The 15,864-nt window shown below is 70.6% G+C and carries 16 protein-coding genes; 7 read left to right on the top strand and 9 right to left on the bottom strand.

Annotated elements, in window-relative coordinates; genetic code table 11:
* Positions 1-33 precede the first annotated feature (33 nt).
* The 4 genes from OG622_RS37460 to OG622_RS37445 form a co-directional block, all read right to left on the bottom strand.
* Positions 34-2,097, bottom strand: coding sequence for a TerD family protein (locus tag OG622_RS37460; protein WP_371581063.1), 2,064 nt, complete (start codon positions 2,095-2,097; stop codon positions 34-36).
* A 46-nt stretch (positions 2,098-2,143) separates the two neighbouring features.
* Entirely contained in the window at positions 2,144-2,722 is a 579-nt protein-coding gene (locus OG622_RS37455; RefSeq protein WP_351412277.1) for a TerD family protein, read from the bottom strand.
* Between the two features lie 170 nt (positions 2,723-2,892).
* Positions 2,893-5,022 (bottom strand): excinuclease ABC subunit UvrB, encoded by a 2,130-nt coding sequence (uvrB, locus tag OG622_RS37450; protein WP_371581062.1) that lies wholly within the window; start codon positions 5,020-5,022, stop codon positions 2,893-2,895.
* Between the two features lie 40 nt (positions 5,023-5,062).
* The gene (locus tag OG622_RS37445; RefSeq protein WP_371581061.1) at positions 5,063-5,932 is read right to left on the bottom strand and encodes an MHYT domain-containing protein; all 870 of its coding nucleotides are present in this window, start codon (positions 5,930-5,932) and stop codon (positions 5,063-5,065) included.
* A 280-nt stretch (positions 5,933-6,212) separates the two neighbouring features.
* Here OG622_RS37445 and OG622_RS37440 point away from each other — a divergent pair, with 280 nt between their 5' ends.
* Together OG622_RS37440 and OG622_RS37435 are read left to right on the top strand one after the other, a co-directional pair.
* Entirely contained in the window at positions 6,213-7,085 is an 873-nt protein-coding gene (locus tag OG622_RS37440) for a glycerophosphodiester phosphodiesterase (RefSeq protein WP_371581060.1), read from the top strand.
* 84 nt (positions 7,086-7,169) lie between these two features.
* On the top strand, positions 7,170-7,724 hold the full coding sequence (locus OG622_RS37435) for a methylated-DNA--[protein]-cysteine S-methyltransferase (protein WP_371581059.1): 555 nt from the start codon (positions 7,170-7,172) through the stop codon (positions 7,722-7,724).
* Between the two features lie 133 nt (positions 7,725-7,857).
* Here OG622_RS37435 and OG622_RS37430 read toward each other — a convergent pair whose 3' ends face one another.
* The gene (locus OG622_RS37430) at positions 7,858-8,286 is read right to left on the bottom strand and encodes a VOC family protein (RefSeq protein WP_371581058.1); all 429 of its coding nucleotides are present in this window, start codon (positions 8,284-8,286) and stop codon (positions 7,858-7,860) included.
* A 99-nt stretch (positions 8,287-8,385) separates the two neighbouring features.
* Here OG622_RS37430 and OG622_RS37425 point away from each other — a divergent pair, with 99 nt between their 5' ends.
* Positions 8,386-9,291 carry a pseudouridine-5'-phosphate glycosidase gene (locus OG622_RS37425; protein ID WP_371581057.1) on the top strand — a complete coding sequence of 302 codons (906 nt, stop codon included), beginning with the start codon at positions 8,386-8,388 and terminating at the stop codon, positions 9,289-9,291.
* A 1-nt stretch (position 9,292) separates the two neighbouring features.
* A complete protein-coding gene (locus OG622_RS37420; RefSeq protein WP_371581056.1) occupies positions 9,293-10,195 on the top strand; it encodes a carbohydrate kinase family protein in 903 nt (300 codons plus the stop codon).
* A gap of 290 nt (positions 10,196-10,485) precedes the next feature.
* On the opposite strand, the gene OG622_RS37415 is transcribed toward OG622_RS37420, so the two are convergent.
* Positions 10,486-11,283 carry a methyltransferase domain-containing protein gene (locus OG622_RS37415; protein WP_371581055.1) on the bottom strand — a complete coding sequence of 266 codons (798 nt, stop codon included), beginning with the start codon at positions 11,281-11,283 and terminating at the stop codon, positions 10,486-10,488.
* A gap of 365 nt (positions 11,284-11,648) precedes the next feature.
* On the opposite strand from OG622_RS37415, the gene OG622_RS37410 reads away from it, so the two are divergent.
* Positions 11,649-12,776: a magnesium and cobalt transport protein CorA gene (locus tag OG622_RS37410; protein ID WP_371581054.1), complete on the top strand. Its 1,128-nt coding sequence runs from the start codon at positions 11,649-11,651 to the stop codon at positions 12,774-12,776.
* Positions 12,777-12,830: 54 nt separating this feature from the next.
* On the opposite strand, the gene OG622_RS37405 is transcribed toward OG622_RS37410, so the two are convergent.
* The 3 genes from OG622_RS37405 to OG622_RS37395 form a co-directional block, all read right to left on the bottom strand.
* Positions 12,831-13,259 carry a CBS domain-containing protein gene (locus OG622_RS37405; protein ID WP_371581053.1) on the bottom strand — a complete coding sequence of 143 codons (429 nt, stop codon included), beginning with the start codon at positions 13,257-13,259 and terminating at the stop codon, positions 12,831-12,833.
* Positions 13,260-13,395: 136 nt separating this feature from the next.
* Entirely contained in the window at positions 13,396-13,521 is a 126-nt protein-coding gene (locus tag OG622_RS37400; RefSeq protein ID WP_371581052.1) for a hypothetical protein, read from the bottom strand.
* 147 nt (positions 13,522-13,668) lie between these two features.
* On the bottom strand, positions 13,669-14,310 hold the full coding sequence (locus OG622_RS37395) for a uridine kinase (protein WP_371581051.1): 642 nt from the start codon (positions 14,308-14,310) through the stop codon (positions 13,669-13,671).
* Positions 14,311-14,399: 89 nt separating this feature from the next.
* Between OG622_RS37395 and OG622_RS37390 the strand changes: the two genes are divergently transcribed.
* On the top strand, positions 14,400-15,083 hold the full coding sequence (locus OG622_RS37390; RefSeq protein WP_371581050.1) for a DUF2293 domain-containing protein: 684 nt from the start codon (positions 14,400-14,402) through the stop codon (positions 15,081-15,083).
* Between the two features lie 167 nt (positions 15,084-15,250).
* A complete protein-coding gene (locus tag OG622_RS37385) occupies positions 15,251-15,730 on the top strand; it encodes a DUF1772 domain-containing protein (protein ID WP_371581049.1) in 480 nt (159 codons plus the stop codon).
* Positions 15,731-15,864: the final 134 nt, after the last annotated feature.

Below are 15,864 nucleotides of genomic sequence, written 5' to 3'. Positions count from 1 at the left end.
GCAACTTTACGAGAGCTTGGTACGGGGAGTTCCTCACCTGTTCCAGGAGCGGCGGGCCTCCGCGACCCGGGCGAGAACGTCGTACATGACCCGGCTTCCGGGCGGGATGCTCGACGGCTCATACGTCCACGCGTGCCCGACCCATGGGTCGGCGAGATGGTCGTCAGGGGTGGGCGTGAGTCGCATCAGCGAACGCCACAGCGGGTCGAGCAACGGCCCGTAGGCGGCGGCTTCCTGCCGGTCGGCGACCATCATCAGGTGGACGCCGACGGCCGGGCCCTCGTCCGCGAGATAGCGGAGCTGGGTGACGGCGCGGTCGTCGAAGCCGTGCGGGAAGTCGTTGACGATCAGCAGTTGCTCGGCCGTGTCGAAGCCCGGGGGCAATGCGTCGGACGCGCCACCGCGCACCGCCATCTGCACGAGGTCGACGCGCTGGGTGAGCCGCCCCAGGACGTCGGAGACACCCGCGGCTCCGGCAGCGGGCGGTCCGGCGAGCACACCCGCGCCCACCAGCGGTGCCAGCGCGGACGAGCCGGCCCCTGCCGCGTCGACGACGTGGACGGTGAACTCGCCCGGCGGGTAGACCGCGAGCAGACGCGCGGCGAGCGCCACCGCCGTGTCCAGCGCGCGGCGGCGCAGCTCGTCGGAGTCGACGAGCGAGTCGCGCGAGCCGGAGCGGCCGCTGTCGATCCACAGCCCTCGCTCCAGCGGCAGCCGGACCAGCATCGGGATGCGCACGCCCTCGCTCTCCGGCAGATGGAGGTCGCCCAGGCGCAGGGCCATCGGGATCTCCATCGGCACCCGGTAGCCGTGCCAGACCGGGTTGTCCCAGCTCGCGAAGGCCGGGGGCAGCGCGGGCTCGACGACATCGGCCTCGGCCCGGAGCTGGGCGAGGTCGCGGTCGAGGGCGTCCCTGGCCCGGTCGACGAGCTGGGCGTGCTTGGCGCGGGCGGCCTCGCGCGCGGCGTCGCCCCGACCGCTGATGCGGCTGCGCGGGTCGGACAGGACCTTGTCCAGCTCCTGTTCCAGGCGCGACTCGGCGAAGTCGACGGCGCTGCGGTACGCGGCGGTGGTGCGGGCGAGGTCCTCGAACATGCCCCACACCTGGTTGTAGAGCCGCTCCTCCATGGACCAGCCGGTCGCGTCACCGGCGACGGGCCGCGCGGGCTGCCCCGGCAGCGCCGGTGGCGCGGTCGGCGGTGGCGGGGGCGGCGCAGTGGTCTGACGGCCGGGGTGGCTGTAGTTGACGGGGCCGCCGGCGGTGGACGCGGCGGGCTGGGTGCCGACGGACGGGTCGCCCGGGGCAGGGCCACCGTGCTGCGCCGAGGCGTGGTCGGCCAGGGTGGCGTCGGGAGGAGAGCTGTACGGGGGTGTGGTGCCGTACGGGGAGGTGGGCTGGTCTCCCTGCTGCGGCGAGGTGTTCGCGGGCAGGCCCTGGGGTGTCGTGCCGCTCTGGGCCTGGTCGGGGCCCGGCGCCGGGGCGGCCGTCTGACGGGGGCGGTCCGCGTCCGCCAGCCGGGGCGGAGGTGCGGCCACCGAGCGGGCGAGGCCATGGGCCACGGCCTCGTGGATGCTGCCCGCGAGCTGCTGGGCCTGGGGCAGGCCCTGGTCGGTGAGCAGCTCGGCGAGGCCGCCCGCATACCCCTGGCCGACCGCGCGGACCTTCCAGACGCCCTGCCTGCGGTACAGCTCAAGGGCGATGACGGCCGACTCCGCCTCGAGGTCGGTGATGGTGTAGCTGGCGACCTCGGAGCCGTCCAGGCCGGTGACCGCGACGAAAGGGGCGGCGACGGCGCCGAACCGCGCCGGGCCGCTGCTGCCGGACGCCAGGGCGAGCAGCACGGTCACCCGGTGCACGGACGGCGTCAGGGCGTCGAGGTCCACGGCGAGGCGGTGGTCGGCCGCCGCCTGTTTGGGAACCTCGATGCCCGGCAGGGTGGGCGCGCCCGGGTGGGCGACCCACTCCACGCCGTGCACACGGCCGTTCTCGTCCCCGAGGGTGGCCCCGGCCACGATCGGCGTGCCGGCCGAGACGCGGATCTCCAGTCGGACCTCGGGCAGCAGATGGTTCTGCCCCCGGACCAGCTCGGCCGTCATCGACTTCGTCCCCCTGTGTCGCTTGCTGCGTCTGCGTCGTGCTTGCCTACAGGACCGGCAGGATCGCCGGCATGAGGTCCTGGAAGGTGCGGCCGTTGGCGGGCGTACCGATGGCGGTCATCTGCCAGCCCGTGCCCGCGCGGTGCACCTTGGCCATGATCTGGGCCGTGTACTGGCCGCCGCCGGCGAGGGTGTAGCGCGCGAGCTCCTGGCCGTTGGTCTCGTCGACCAGACGGCAGAACGCGTTCTGCACCTCCTGGAAGGTCTGGCCCGTGAAGGAGTTCACGGTGAAGACGATCTGGTCGATGTGGACCGGGATCCGGGCCAGGTCGACGAGGATCGCCTCGTCGTCGCCGCCCTGACCCACGCCGCCGACCAGGTTGTCGCCGGTGTGGCGCACGGAGCCGTCGTCGCTCACCAGGTGACGGAAGAAGACGACGTCGACGGGCTGCTTGTCCGCGAACAGCACGGCGGAGGCGTCGAGGTCGATCTCACGGGTGCGGGATCCGAACAGGCCGCGCCGGGGGGCAGCCTGCCAGCCGAGACCCATGCGTACCGCGGTCAGGCTGCCTCCGTCGTTCTTCTGCAGACTGATGGCCTGACCCTTGGTCATGTTGACGGTCACGCGCTGATTCCCCTCTCGAACTGTCCCCTGTTTCCGTGGAGTCCACGGATGTGCAGCACCTTACGCAGCGGCACTGACATTCCCGCAGCCGGTGTCGCACTTTGTGTCGGTCTTGCAACACAGGGCGCCCGCACGGGAGCGCGCCCCCTCCTCCGGCGCCCGCCCGGCCGTCAGGCCTGGCCCGCCTCCCTCATCTGCCGCAGTTCCTTCTTCATCTCGGAGACCTCGTCCCGCAGCCGGGCGGCGATCTCGAACTGCAGGTCGGCGGCGGCCGCGCGCATGCGCTCCGTCATCTCCTCGATCTGCTGGGCGAGGTCGGCCGCGGGGCGGTCGGTCGGGGCGCTCCCCTTGGCCTTGCCCTTGGCGGACCTGGCCGCCTTGCCACCGAGGGAGGGGACGGGGGCCTTGGCGCCCTTGCCGTCCTTCCCCTGGCGGTAACCCGTGCCGAGAAGCTGCTCCGTGTCGACGTCCTCGCGGGCGATCCGCGCGACGATGTCGTTGATCTTCTTCCGGAGCGGCTGAGGGTCGATGCCGTTCGCCTTGTTGTACGCGACCTGCTTCTCCCGGCGCCGGTTGGTCTCGTCGATGGCCTTCGCCATCGCCGGGGTGATCCTGTCGGCGTACATGTGGACCTGACCCGACACATTGCGCGCCGCGCGGCCGATGGTCTGGATCAGCGAGGTCCCGGAGCGCAGGAAGCCCTCCTTGTCGGCGTCGAGGATCGCCACAAGGGAGACCTCGGGGAGGTCGAGGCCCTCCCGGAGGAGGTTGATGCCCACGAGGACGTCGTACTCACCGGCCCGCAGCTCGCGCAGCAGTTCGACGCGGCGCAGGGTGTCGACGTCGCTGTGGAGGTAGCGGACCTGGATGCCGAGTTCCAGGAAGTAGTCGGTGAGGTCCTCGGCCATCTTCTTGGTGAGGGTGGTGACGAGGACCCGCTCGTCCTTCTCGGTGCGCTTGCGGATCTCGTGCACCAGGTCGTCGATCTGGCCCTCGGTCGGCTTGACGACGACCTCGGGGTCGATCAGGCCGGTGGGGCGGATGATCTGCTCGACGTGGCCGTCGGAGCGGGACAGCTCGTACTGACCGGGGGTCGCCGAGAGGTAGACCGTCTGGCCGACGCGCTTTTGGAACTCCTCCCACTTCAAGGGGCGGTTGTCGAGGGCGGAGGGCAGCCGGAAGCCGTGGTCGACGAGGGTGCGCTTGCGAGAGGCGTCACCCTCGTACATCGCGCCGATCTGGGGAACGGTGACGTGCGACTCGTCGATGACGAGGAGGAAGTCGTCCGGGAAGTAGTCCAGCAGGGTGTTCGGCGGCGAGCCGGGCTCGCGGCCGTCGAAGTGCATCGAGTAGTTCTCCACGCCGGAGCAGGAGCCGATCTGACGGAGCATCTCCAGGTCGTACGTCGTGCGCATCCGCAGTCGCTGGGCCTCCAGGAGCTTGCCCTGCTTCTCCAGCTCCGACAGGCGCTCCCCCAGCTCCTTCTCGATGTCGTTGGCGGCGCGCTCCAGGCGCTCGGGGCCGGCGACGTAGTGGGAGGCGGGGAAGACGTACAGCTGCTGGTCGTCGCTGATGATCTCACCGGTGAGGGGGTGGAGGGTGGAGAGGGCCTCGATCTCGTCGCCGAACATCTCGATGCGGACGGCGAGCTCCTCGTAGACCGGGAAGATCTCGATGGTGTCGCCGCGGACGCGGAAGGTTCCGCGGCTGAACGCCAGGTCGTTGCGCGTGTACTGGATGTCCACGAAGCGGCGCAGCAGCTCGTCCCGGTCGAACTCCGCACCGACCCGGAGGGGGACCATGCGGTCCACGTACTCCTGTGGCGTGCCGAGGCCGTAGATGCAGGAGACCGAGGCGACCACGACGACGTCGCGGCGGGTGAGCAGCGAGTTGGTCGCGGAGTGGCGCAGGCGCTCGACCTCCTCGTTGATCGAGGAGTCCTTCTCGATGTAGGTGTCCGACTGCGGGACGTAGGCCTCCGGCTGGTAGTAGTCGTAGTACGAGACGAAGTATTCGACCGCGTTGTTCGGCAGCAGCTCGCGGAACTCATTGGCCAGCTGGGCGGCCAGCGTCTTGTTCGGCGCCATCACCAAGGTGGGGCGCTGGAGCTTCTCGATCATCCACGCGGTGGTGGCGGACTTGCCGGTGCCGGTCGCGCCGAGCAAAACGACGTCCTTCTCACCTGCTCCGATGCGCTGGGCGAGGTCGGCGATGGCTGTGGGCTGGTCACCGCTCGGCTGGAAGGGGCTGACGACCTCGAGGGGCGCCACCGTGCGTTCGATCTTGGAAACGGGCCGCATGGAATCCACCGTACGACCCCGCACTGACAACGGGCTCCGATCAGCGGTTCTGCGGGGTGCGGGAACTCCGTTCGCGGTGCTCCTGGCCGGTGCGTGACTCCGGACGCCGGCAGGTGTGCGCGGTGGCCTGGGCGGGGATGCCGGGCCGCCGTTCCACCGGGTTCCCGTGGAACCTGCCCATGATCATGAAAGGGTCGAACATCACGACGACGCCCGCGAGGAGCAGGAAGACCAGCGGGCCGATGATCAGCGGGGCGAGCAGACCGGCGGACGAGGAACCGTCGGCCGGGGCCGGGGCCGCGGCGCTGTGCAGATGGACACTGAGGGCGGCCATGCCCGTGTAGTGCATGCCGCTGACGGCGATTCCCATGACAAGGCTCGCGCCGACGCTCCACAGGAAGCCGCGGACCTGTCCGGCGGCCCACAGGGCGGCGATCGCGGCCACCACGGCGATGACGACCGACGCGGCCACGGTGACGGTGTTGTACTCGAGCGTGCCGTTGAGGCGCATACCGGCCATGCCCAGATAGTGCATGGAGGCTATGCCCAGGCCGGTGATGGTGCCGCCGGTGAAGAGCGCGGCCCCGGTCGCCCCCTTGGAGGTGACCATGAAGATGCCGATGCCGACCATGACGATCGCGACGGCGAGGCTGGCGAAGGTGGTCAGGGGGTCGTACTGAACCGGGGTCTGCAGGACCTTGAACCCCATCATCGCCACGAAGTGCATCGTCCAGATGCCGGAGCCGATGGCCGCCGAGCCCAGCGCGAGCCAGCCGATCCGCCAACGGCCGTCGACGAGCATCGATCTGGTGGTGCAGCGCAGGCCGAGCGCACCACCGAGGCAGGCCATGAGATAGGCCACCACCGGTGTGACGAGTCCGTAGCTGAAGCCGTCGACCGTGCCCTGCATTCGCGGCTGCCTTTCCCGCCCTGTCGCGTCCCTGGATTCCCTGCGGTGCCCCCGGCCCCGGGACCGCCACGGCGGTCAGGGGTGTCGCAGAGAGTATGGCCCCCACCGGAATGGTCGAACGATTTTCCGGCAAAGAAACACGCCCTTGCCTCACTTGTGCGGTGCCCGTGAGCGGACTTGGGCAACTCCGTTCAATTCGTGGTCATCCTGCGCCCCTCTGCTGTTGACCCTCTGCTGTCACTCTTGAGCTGACCGTGATCGATCGACGCGAGGAGTACGCATGCACGTGCGCGCAGTTGCCGCCGCGACCACAGCGTTCTTGGGGGCCACCGTGCTCCTGCTCCCCACTCCCGCTGCCGTTGCGGCAGCCGCCGAAGCCGACACTCCGCTGGTCGTCGCGCACCGCGGAGCTTCCGCCTATGCGCCCGAGAACACGTTGGCCGCCGTCGACAAGGCCGACGCGATGGGCTTCGAGTGGGTCGAGAACGACGTCCAGCGCACCAGGGACGGCAGGCTCGTCGTCCTCCATGACGCGACGCTGGCACGGACGACCAACGTCGAGGAGCTCTATCCGGAGCGCGCGCCCTGGAACGTGGCGGACTTCACCGCCGCCGAGATCGCGCGCCTGGACGCGGGCAGCTGGTTCAACGACAGCTACGCGGGCGCGCGCGTTCCGACGCTGGAGCAGTACATGAGGCGCGTGTCACGCAACCACCAGAAGCTCGTCCTGGAGATCAAGAACCCCCAGCTCTATCCGGGCATCGAGCAGGAGACCCTGAAGGTGCTCGGCAACGAGGGCTGGCTCGACCCGGCACACCTCGAGAAGTTGGTGATCCAGAGCTTCGGCGCCGACACCGTCCGGCGGGTCCACGAGCTGCGCCCGGCGGTGAAGACCGGCTTCCTCGGCACCCCTGACATCGTCGACCTGCCCGACTACGCGACGTTCAGCGACCAGATCAACCCCTCGTACACGACCATCTCCGATTCCTATGTGGCCGCGATCCACGCGCTGAAGAGTCCACACGGGAAGCCCTTGGAGATCCTCACCTGGACCGTGAACGACGCGGTCAACGCCCGCCGGGTGGCGGGCTACGGGGTGAACGGCATCATCACCAACAAGCCGGACGTGGTCAGAGAGGCCACGCGGGGCTGACAGGCGGTCCGAGGTCGGTGGTGTGCGTTCCGGGGCGGAGCGCACACCACGGTCGTTGTCAGTGGGGGCCCGTACCGTGGTCCCATGAACAGCCATGCGCAGGACGAGCAGCAGGTCGTGTGGGCCGTCGTCGGCTCGGACATCGGTCCGCTGCTGCTGGCGGCGACGGACGACGGCCTGGTGAACGTCGTGTTCCACGCCACGGACGCGGTGCGCGACCGGACACTCGAGCGGCTCGCCTCCCGCCTCGGCACCACCCCCGTGGAGGCCCCCCGCGCACCCCAGCTGGCCGAGGCGATACGTCAGGTCGAGGCGTACTTCGCGGGCGAGCGGCACGCCTTCGAGCTGCCGCTGGACTGGTCGCTGATCTCCGGGTTCAACCGTCAGGTGCTGCGCGAGCTGGCGTCCGGCGTCGCCTACGGCTCGGTCGTGGGCTATGGCGATCTGGCGCGGCGCGTGGGGCAGCCGGGCGCGGCCCAGGCGGTGGGGGTCGCGATGGGGTCGAATCCGCTGCCCGTGGTGGTGCCGTGCCACCGGGTGGTCGAGAGCGACGGCGGCATCGGGGGGTTCGGCGGCGGACTGGAGACCAAGCGGAAGCTGCTGGCACTGGAGGGGGTGCTTCCGGAGCCCTTGTTCTGAGGCGGCCATGGGTGGGACTTCGCGTGCCCGTGCGTGGCCTGTGCGTGTGAGGTGTCGGAGGCGAGCTCCCTGGCGCGAATCGGTCATCGGTGGTCGTTCCGGCGTGCGGAGACCGGCCGGAAACCGATCATGTTCAGTCGTAGTGCCGGGCCTCGATCACGTTGCCGTCCGGGTCCCGGAAGTAGAAGCTGCGCCGGGCCGGTCCACGTGCGCCGAAAAAGTCGTACGAGAAGTCCGAGACGGGGACCACCCGTGCCTCCAGACGCGTGCGCAGTTCGTCGAAGGCGTCGGCGGGCAGGGCGAGGCAGACATGGTTGACCGGGTGGCCCGCGCTGTCGGCGGCGCCAGGCACCATTCTCATGGTCTCGGCCACGGCCAGCGGCATGAGGTCGAGGAGGGTCTCGTCGTTGAGCCGTACGGAGGGGAAGGGGGCCTTCCCCTCCGCGTACTCGGTGACCCTGACGGGCTCCAGGCCGACGACCTGCTCGTAGAAGTCGGCTGCGGCGATCGGCTCCTGTACCCAGAGGACGACATGGTCGAGACGTGTCGTGTTCTCATTCATGCACCTCAGGCTGGTGTCCTGCACCACAACCCGCAAGGGTTTGGCCGGGCGCGCCGTCCGCCAGGGATGAGGGAAGAACGACAGACAGGAGACAAGCGCGTGCTAGTGGTGTCCGAAGAGGTGCGGGAAGCGGTCGACGCGCGTCGACCCGTGGTGGCGCTGGAGTCCACGATCATCGCGCACGGGCTCCCCCGCCCGCGCAATCTGCAGGTGGCGCTGGAGCTGGAGGAGGTCGTACGGCAGGAGGGAGCCGTACCCGCGACGATCGCCGTGCTCGACGGGCGGCCCCACATCGGCCTCGGCAAGGACCAGTTGGAGCGGGTCGCGAACGAGGACGGCATCCGCAAGCTCGGCCACCGGGACCTGCCCCTCGCGGTGGCCTCGGGGGTGAGCGGCGCGACCACCGTGTCGGCGACCGCCCAACTGGCGGCCCTGGCGGGCGTACGGGTGTTCGCGACCGGCGGCCTCGGGGGTGTGCACCGGGAGTGGACGGTCACCCAGGACGAATCCGCCGACCTGGGGCTTCTCGCACGCACCCGGATCACGGTGGTGTGCGCGGGCGTGAAGTCGATCCTGGACGTCCCGGCCACCCTGCAGCGCCTGGAGACGCTGGGCGTCGCGGTCGCCGGGTACGGCACGGAACGCTTCCCCGGCTTCTACCTGTCCGACTCGGGTCATCCGGTGGAGTGGACGCTCGGGTCGCCGGGCGAGGTCGCGGACGTCATGCGGGCGCAGGACGCGCTCGACGGCCCGCGGTCGGCGCTGATCGTCGCCAACCCCGTGCCCGAGGAGGAGCAGCTCGATCCCGGGCTGCACGCGCGCGTGCTCGCCGAGGCGCTCCAGGCCTGTGAGGCGGAGGGCGTCACAGGGCAGGCGGTCACACCGTTCCTGCTGGGCTATCTGGTACGGCACACCGACGGCGCCTCCCTGAGCGCCAACCTGGCGGCGGTACGCGGCAACGTGCGGCTCGCGTCACGGATCGCGGCGGCCTGGGCCGGGGCGTGACGTGAACGGGGCGTTGCTCGTCGTGGGGGACGTCGTCACGGATGTCGTCGCCCGGCACCGCGGGCCGCTCGCGCCGGGCACCGACACGGCCTCCGCGATCGAAACGCTGCCGGGCGGGGCCGGCGCCAACGTGGCCTGCTGGGCGGCCTACCGGGGCTGCGCGGACGTGCGGCTGCTCGGTCGCGTGGGCATGGACGGGGCCGAGTGGCACGAACGGGAGCTGCGGGCTTCGGGGGTACTGCCCCACCTGGTCGTCGATCCGGACGCGGCTACGGGGACGGTGATCTGCCTGGTCGACACGGGCGACGCGGCCGAACGCACGTTCCTCACCGACAGTGGCGCCGCGCTGCGGTTCGACCCTGACGACTGGTCACCGTCGCTGCTCGACGGGGTCGCGCGGCTGCATCTGTCGGGCTACCTGTTCTTCTCGGAGCCGAGTCGCGCGCTGGTGTCCGTGGCCCTGGAGGCGGCCCGCGCGCGTGGAGTGCCGGTGAGCGTCGATCCCGCGTCGGCGGGGTTCCTCACGCGACTGGGCGTGGACCGTTTCCTCTCGCTCGTCGAGGGGGTCGACCTGCTGTTGCCCAGCCGCGACGAGGCGTGCCTGCTGACCGGACTGCCCGATCCGGGCGACGCGGCGGCCAAGTTGAGCCGTCTCGTTCCCCTGGTCGTCGCCAAGCAGGGCGTCGACGGCGCGCTGGTCGCCCGCGGCGGCAGCGTCGAGTCGCGGATTCCGGCGGCTCCCGCCGCGCCCCGCGACACCACCGGCGCGGGTGACGCCTTCACCGGGGCGTTCCTGGCCGCGCTGCTCGCGGGCGCGGAGGCCGAGGAAGCGGCGGTCGAGGGGTGCGGGGCGGGGGCGCAGGCGGTGGAGAAGGTGGGCGGAAGGCCGCCGACGGCCGGCTGATCCGTGCCCGTGGCCGACCGCGACGTGCGACACACGGCCGGTCGCGACGTACGGCATGTGGTCGAGTGCGATCTGCGGCCCGTGGCTCGCCGCGGCTGCGGGCTGCGGGCTGCGGGCTGCGGGCTGCGGGCTGCGGGCCATAGTCGACTGAGGCCGGTGACGGCAGCCGTGCGGTCGCGCGAGGTCGGCCGCGCGACCGCGGCCGCGTGGGCCGCGTCCGTCACTGTGCGAGCCCGGGGCCTTGGCCGGCCGGTCGAGGCTCTGTGCCTCGCCGGGGTCTGAGCATGCCGTTACGCCTTCCGTCCCCACGCCGAGATCAGTGGCGGGGCGGCGATGTTCATCGCGCCGGAGGCCACGTTGGCCAGATGCCGGTCGATCTCCTCTACCGTGGCGAGGTTCGCCGTGACGAGCGCTTCGCGGAGCTGGGCGATCGTCGCCGACTCCAGCGCGGCACAGGCCGTCGAGGCGATGGGAAAGTGCGCGTCGGCCTCCACACCCCGCAGTCCCGCCGCGCGCAGCAGGCGCGGGAGCCGGCGGCCGTGCGCCGGGTCGATTCCACGTTCGGCGAGCAGCGCGCGGACGGCTTCGCGGAGCCGGTTCGCCAGCTGGTGCTCGGGGCCGGATTCCTCGAGGCAGGCCAGGGGCTGGAGGGCGGGGTCGGCGTCCTCGATCAGGAGCCGTCCGCCGGGACGCAGAGCCTTGATCATCGACAGCAGTGCTCGCTCGCGGTCCGGCGCCTGGGCCAGGGCGAGCCGGGCGTGGACGAGGTCGAAGCCGTCCCCCGGCGGCTGGTCCACGCCCACGTGGTGGACGCGGGCCTCGACCGGGGGGCGGGTGACCGAGGGGACGGCCCATGAGATGTCGGTGTCGGTCGCCATGACCTTGCCGGTCGGTCCGACCTTCTTGGCCAGCCAGGAGACCACGGACGTGCCGCCCGCGCCGACCTCCCAGCATCGCCAGCCGGAGCCCAGACCGAAACCCTCCAGGTGCCGGAACGTCGTGGGGTCGAAGAGCGTGGCGAAGGCGTCGGGGCCCTGGCCCGTCTCGGCCTGCCGGTGGTCGAGGAGATACCCGTCGGTTCGCATCATGCCGCGATCATCCCATTTAGCCGACTTGTCACTAATAGCGACTCTCCAGCAGTCCGCGAGGTCGCCCCGACGGCCACCGGATCGGAGGGCCGGATCGGGATGGCTCCACCGAAGGGCCGGATCTGAACGACCTGATCGGAACGGCTGGATCGGAACGGTTGGATCGGAACGGTTGGATCGGAACGGTTGGATCGGAACGGTTGGATCGGAACGGTTGGATCGGAACGGTTGGATCGAACATGACGTCTACAAGTGAAGCGGAACGTTCCGTTCCCACAGCCTTACCCGGCACTCGTTCGGCCCTGGCAAACTGGCGCGACACGGCACGGAGTGCGGTGCGAGGAGACCCACGCAAGGAGACCCAGATGTCCATGGCAGGGAATCTGCGCAAGGTCGCCGGCCTCGACAAGGTCGGCGGCCTCCGCAGGATGGCACGGCTGGCCCGAAGGCGCCCCCGCGTCGACCTCAGCCATCCGGCCCGCTCCCCGCTGGGCACCTCGGTGGTGAACTGCGTGACGTACCACAAGGGCGTCCGCTCCCCCGGCGGCCGCGATGTCGTCGAGGCCGTCAAGCAGGTCCGCAGGCACGACCACGGCTTCGTGTGGCTGGGGCTGCACGAACCGACGCAGCGGGAGTTCGCCGGCATCGCCGAGCTCTTCGACCTGCACCCGCTGGCGGTCGAGGACGCGGTCGAGGCCCATCAGCGCCCGAAACTGGAGCGGTACGGCGACACACTGTTCGCGGTGTTCAAGACGGTCTGCTACGTCGAGCACACCGAACTGACCGCGACCAGCGAGGTGGTGCACACCGGCGAGATCATGGTCTTCGTCGGCGCCGACTTCGTGATCACGGTTCGGCACGGACGGCACGGCTCTCTCGGCCCCCTGCGCGAGGAACTGGAGGCGGACCCGGAGCAGTTGTCCAAGGGACCGGCCGCGGTGCTGCACGCGATCGCGGACCACGTGGTCGACGACTACCTGAACGTCACGGACTCGGTCCAGACGGACATCGACCAGGTCGAGACCGATGTGTTCGCCGCGAACGGCGCGCGCGTCGACCCTGGGCGCATCTACCAGCTCAAGCGCGAACTGCTCGAACTGAAGCGGGCGGTGGCCCCGCTCGCCCGCCCGCTCCTGGAACTGACCTCACGACCGATCCGGGTGGTCGACCCGGAGATACAAGCCTACTTCCGGGACGTCTCCGACCACCTGCTGCGGGCCACCGAGCAGATCGCCGCGTTCGACGAACTACTGAACTCGATTCTGCAGGCGCACCTGGCGCAGGTCAGCGTCGCGCAGAACGAGGACATGCGGAGGATCACGGCGTGGGCGGCGCTGATCGCCGTGCCGACCATGGTGTGCGGGGTGTACGGCATGAACTTCGAGCACATGCCCGAGCTGCACTGGAAGTTCGGCTATCCGCTGGTCCTGGGAGTCATAGCCACCGGCTGCGTCACCCTCTACCGAGGCTTCAAGCGCAACGGGTGGCTGTGACTCCGTAAGCGGGAGCGGGGGACGAAGCGGGGAGCGGGGAAGCGGTCGGTCGGGTCAGTGCGTCGTGCTCTTCGCGTAGACGCTCTCGACCCAGGCGGCGATCTGGTCGTCCGACAGATGATGGGCCAGGTCGGCTTCGCTGATCATGCCGACGAGACGCTTGTTCTCGATCACCGGGAGCCGGCGGATCTGGTGCCCCTTCATCTCGTCGAGCACCTCACCGATGTCGGCATTGGCGTCGATCCAGCGCGGTGTGCCCTTGGCCATCTCGCCCGCCGTGATCGTCGTCGGGTCGTGTCCCAGGGCGACACAGCCGACGACGATGTCGCGGTCGGTGAGGATGCCGCAGAGCCGTTCGTTCTGGTCGCTGATGGGGAGTGCTCCGACGTTCAGCTGGCGCATCAGCTGCGCGGCGCGGTCCAGGGTCTCGTGTGCGGGGATCCACTGGGCTCCGCGGTGCATGATGTCTCCGGCGGTGGTCATGTAGTACCTCCCGTTGCCGGACGGCCGGCGCGGCGCAGGACGCACCGCTAGTCCCGGCGCCCTACATTCTTGCCGCGACCGGGGTGAAGCGCACTCGGAAGGACACCACCGCGCCCCCGCCGGACCCGGGTGGGCCTCAGGCCGCGAAGTGGACGATCCTCTCCGGAACGACCCGGATGATCACGCGGACCTCGTCGTCCTTCTCCACTGGAGGGTCGACGCCGAACTTGTGCGAGGGCTCGTACGGGAGGCGTTCGTCCACGTCGGGGAATATGCCGGCGATACCGCTGATCTCGGCGGAAATGTAGGGATTGGTCAGTTCGAAGACCGAGAGGCCGACGCGCGGGTCCCGCTGGAACAGGCGGGAGGGTGGCGCCGCCGTCGGCGGTTGTCCGGGCTGCCCCGTGCGTCAACCGTTCCAGGCCGGGTGCCGTGGGTCGTCGGCGCGTACCAGGACATCGGCGGTGCCGGCCGGGTCGGTCTCCGCCGCGTAGCGCTCGAAGGCGGGGAGGGTCCAGTGCTCACCCTCAGGGGTGCGGCGACGCAGGGCGCCCGGGGAGAGGAGGACATGGACGGTCAGATCGAAAGGGAACCAGTGCTTCAGGAGGAGGGGGCCGTGCGTCAGCAGGATCGCGCCGGGCGGGAGTTGGACGTAGGGGCTGCGGGTCGCGCGGTCGGTGGTGGGGTCCCAGAGGTCGGGCAGCACCCGGCCCGTGCCGCCGGGGTCGAGCGGGCCGAAGACCTCGCGCCACAGGGCGGCGGTGTCGAACCAGCCGTCGTAGTACGCCTCCACGTCCTCGTGGCCGTACTCGAACCGGAGCGAGGCGGGCCGGAGAAACCCCTCGGTGCCCACGATGAGCGAGGGTCGACCGCGTATGCGCAGTGCCTCCGACACCCGTACCGCGAGGTCTCCCGGGCGGGCGGCCGGGGCGCCGTCGAAGGCGATGCGCGGCCAGGGCGAGCCGTCGTCCGGCTTCAGGTCGAGGAGGCGGTCGGCGAGGAGGTCGCCGAGCCGTTCCCAGGTGATCGCTTCGATTCGCACACGGCCCATGATGCCGCGCGGCCGACCGCGCCGAGCCGGTGGAGAGGCCGGGCCGACGACCACGTGCCCATGCGGCCACCAGGGGGAATGAATCGCGTATGGCAGCGCTCGCTACTCCCCCGTCCCGTACCGGACTTGTCGTCGTGCAGGCACTCAGGAAGAGGCACTGCGCCGAATGCCGGAGCGGCCCGGTGGCGCTGCTGGTGCTGGAGGAGGGAGCGCCGCGCTGCCTGGACTGCGCGGACCTCGGGCACCTGGTGTTCCTGCCCCGGGGCGACACCGCGCTCACACGGCGAGCCCGGGAGGGGAGTTCGCTGTCGGCCGTGGTCGTACGGTTCAACCGCCGCCGGAGCCGGTACGAGCGGCAGGGCGTCCTGGTCGAGGAGGCGGCGCTCTCCCGCGCCGAGGAACGGTGTCTGGCGGACGCGGAGGCGCGACGCCGCCGTCGACTGCGGGACGCCCGGCGGCGGGCGGCGGAGGACGTGCGCTTCACGGCCGCGTTCGCCACGGAGATACGACGCCTGTTCCCCGCGTGCCCGGCCGAGCGCGCCCGGGAGATCGCCGCCCACGCCTCGTTGCGCGGCAGCGGCCGCGTCGGCCGTAGCGCGGCGGGACGTGCCCTGTCCCAGGTCGCGGTGACCTCGGCGGTCATCGCATCCGTACGGCACGTGGACACGCCGTACGACCGGCTGCTGATGACCGGCGTGCCCCGGCACGAGGCGCGACGTCGGATCGCGGGGCTGGTGGAGACGACACTGCGGGAGTGGCGGGCGGTGGGCTGAAAAGGACCGGATGAAGGGGGTGAGCATCGCTGGAGCGGGTGTTGGACGTTCGCGTAGGGGGGTGCGCATCTCGGCCATGGTGACTGTGACCGTGCGAATGTTCACTTGTGGTGACGGCAGGTGGGATGCAGGGTTCTTGGATTCGGGGGATGGATGTGGGAGCGGACATGATCGATGGGCCGTACTTCGTGCTGACGGTGCTGGGCCTGCTCGGGACGGGGATCGTGGCAGGCGTGTTCTGCGGGTTCTCGACGTTCGTGATGAAGGGGCTGGCGTCGTTGCCGCCCGCGCAGGGCGTGGCCGCGATGCAGGCGATCAATGTGAGCGCGCTGACACCGGCGTTCATGCTCGTGTTCGTGGGTACGGCGGTGCTGTGCGCCGTGCTGGCCGTCGTGACGTTCGTACTGTGGCCGGACGAGGGCAGGGTGGAACTGCTGCTGGGCAGCGCGCTGTATCTGTTCGGCTGCTTCGGGGTCACGATGGTGGCGAACGTGCCGCGCAACGAGACGCTCGCCAAGCTGGACGCGGGCACGGCGGAGGCCGCCGGGTACTGGCGGGAGTACGTGAGCCAGTGGACGAGATGGAACACCGTCCGGTCGGTCGCGTCGGCCGCCGCGGCCCTGTCGTATCTGCTGGCGCTCGCCTGAGGCGGGGGCGGCGGGCGCACCGTATCGTTGCGGGGAGAGAGTGCCGCCCCCAGGCGCGCAGCCTCGCGCTTCGCGCCCCGGCCCTCATGCCGATCCGAGTCCGCCGGTGTACGGCCCTGCCCGTACGCGTACGC

The organism is Streptomyces sp. NBC_01314, assembly GCF_041435215.1.
Lineage (GTDB): Bacteria > Actinomycetota > Actinomycetes > Streptomycetales > Streptomycetaceae > Streptomyces.
The sequence above is the reverse complement of the archived record's forward strand: the minus strand, read 5'-3'. Positions and strand labels throughout refer to the sequence as shown.

Excerpts from the sequence above, each read along its gene's own strand:
- OG622_RS37445 (WP_371581061.1), bottom strand. The coding sequence starts at position 5,932 with ATGCAGGGCACGGTCGACGGCTTCAGCTACGGACTCGTCACACCGGTG.
- OG622_RS37410 (WP_371581054.1), top strand. The coding sequence starts at position 11,649 with ATGTCCATGGCAGGGAATCTGCGCAAGGTCGCCGGCCTCGACAAGGTC.
- OG622_RS37415 (WP_371581055.1), bottom strand. The coding sequence starts at position 11,283 with ATGATGCGAACCGACGGGTATCTCCTCGACCACCGGCAGGCCGAGACG.
- OG622_RS37435 (WP_371581059.1), top strand. The coding sequence starts at position 7,170 with ATGAACAGCCATGCGCAGGACGAGCAGCAGGTCGTGTGGGCCGTCGTC.
- OG622_RS37430 (WP_371581058.1), bottom strand. The coding sequence starts at position 8,286 with ATGAATGAGAACACGACACGTCTCGACCATGTCGTCCTCTGGGTACAG.
- OG622_RS37385 (WP_371581049.1), top strand. The coding sequence starts at position 15,251 with ATGATCGATGGGCCGTACTTCGTGCTGACGGTGCTGGGCCTGCTCGGG.
- OG622_RS37460 (WP_371581063.1), bottom strand. The coding sequence starts at position 2,097 with ATGACGGCCGAGCTGGTCCGGGGGCAGAACCATCTGCTGCCCGAGGTC.
- OG622_RS37390 (WP_371581050.1), top strand. The coding sequence starts at position 14,400 with ATGGCAGCGCTCGCTACTCCCCCGTCCCGTACCGGACTTGTCGTCGTG.
- OG622_RS37440 (WP_371581060.1), top strand. The coding sequence starts at position 6,213 with ATGCACGTGCGCGCAGTTGCCGCCGCGACCACAGCGTTCTTGGGGGCC.
- uvrB (WP_371581062.1), bottom strand. The coding sequence starts at position 5,022 with ATGCGGCCCGTTTCCAAGATCGAACGCACGGTGGCGCCCCTCGAGGTC.
- OG622_RS37405 (WP_371581053.1), bottom strand. The coding sequence starts at position 13,259 with ATGACCACCGCCGGAGACATCATGCACCGCGGAGCCCAGTGGATCCCC.
- OG622_RS37395 (WP_371581051.1), bottom strand. The coding sequence starts at position 14,310 with ATGGGCCGTGTGCGAATCGAAGCGATCACCTGGGAACGGCTCGGCGAC.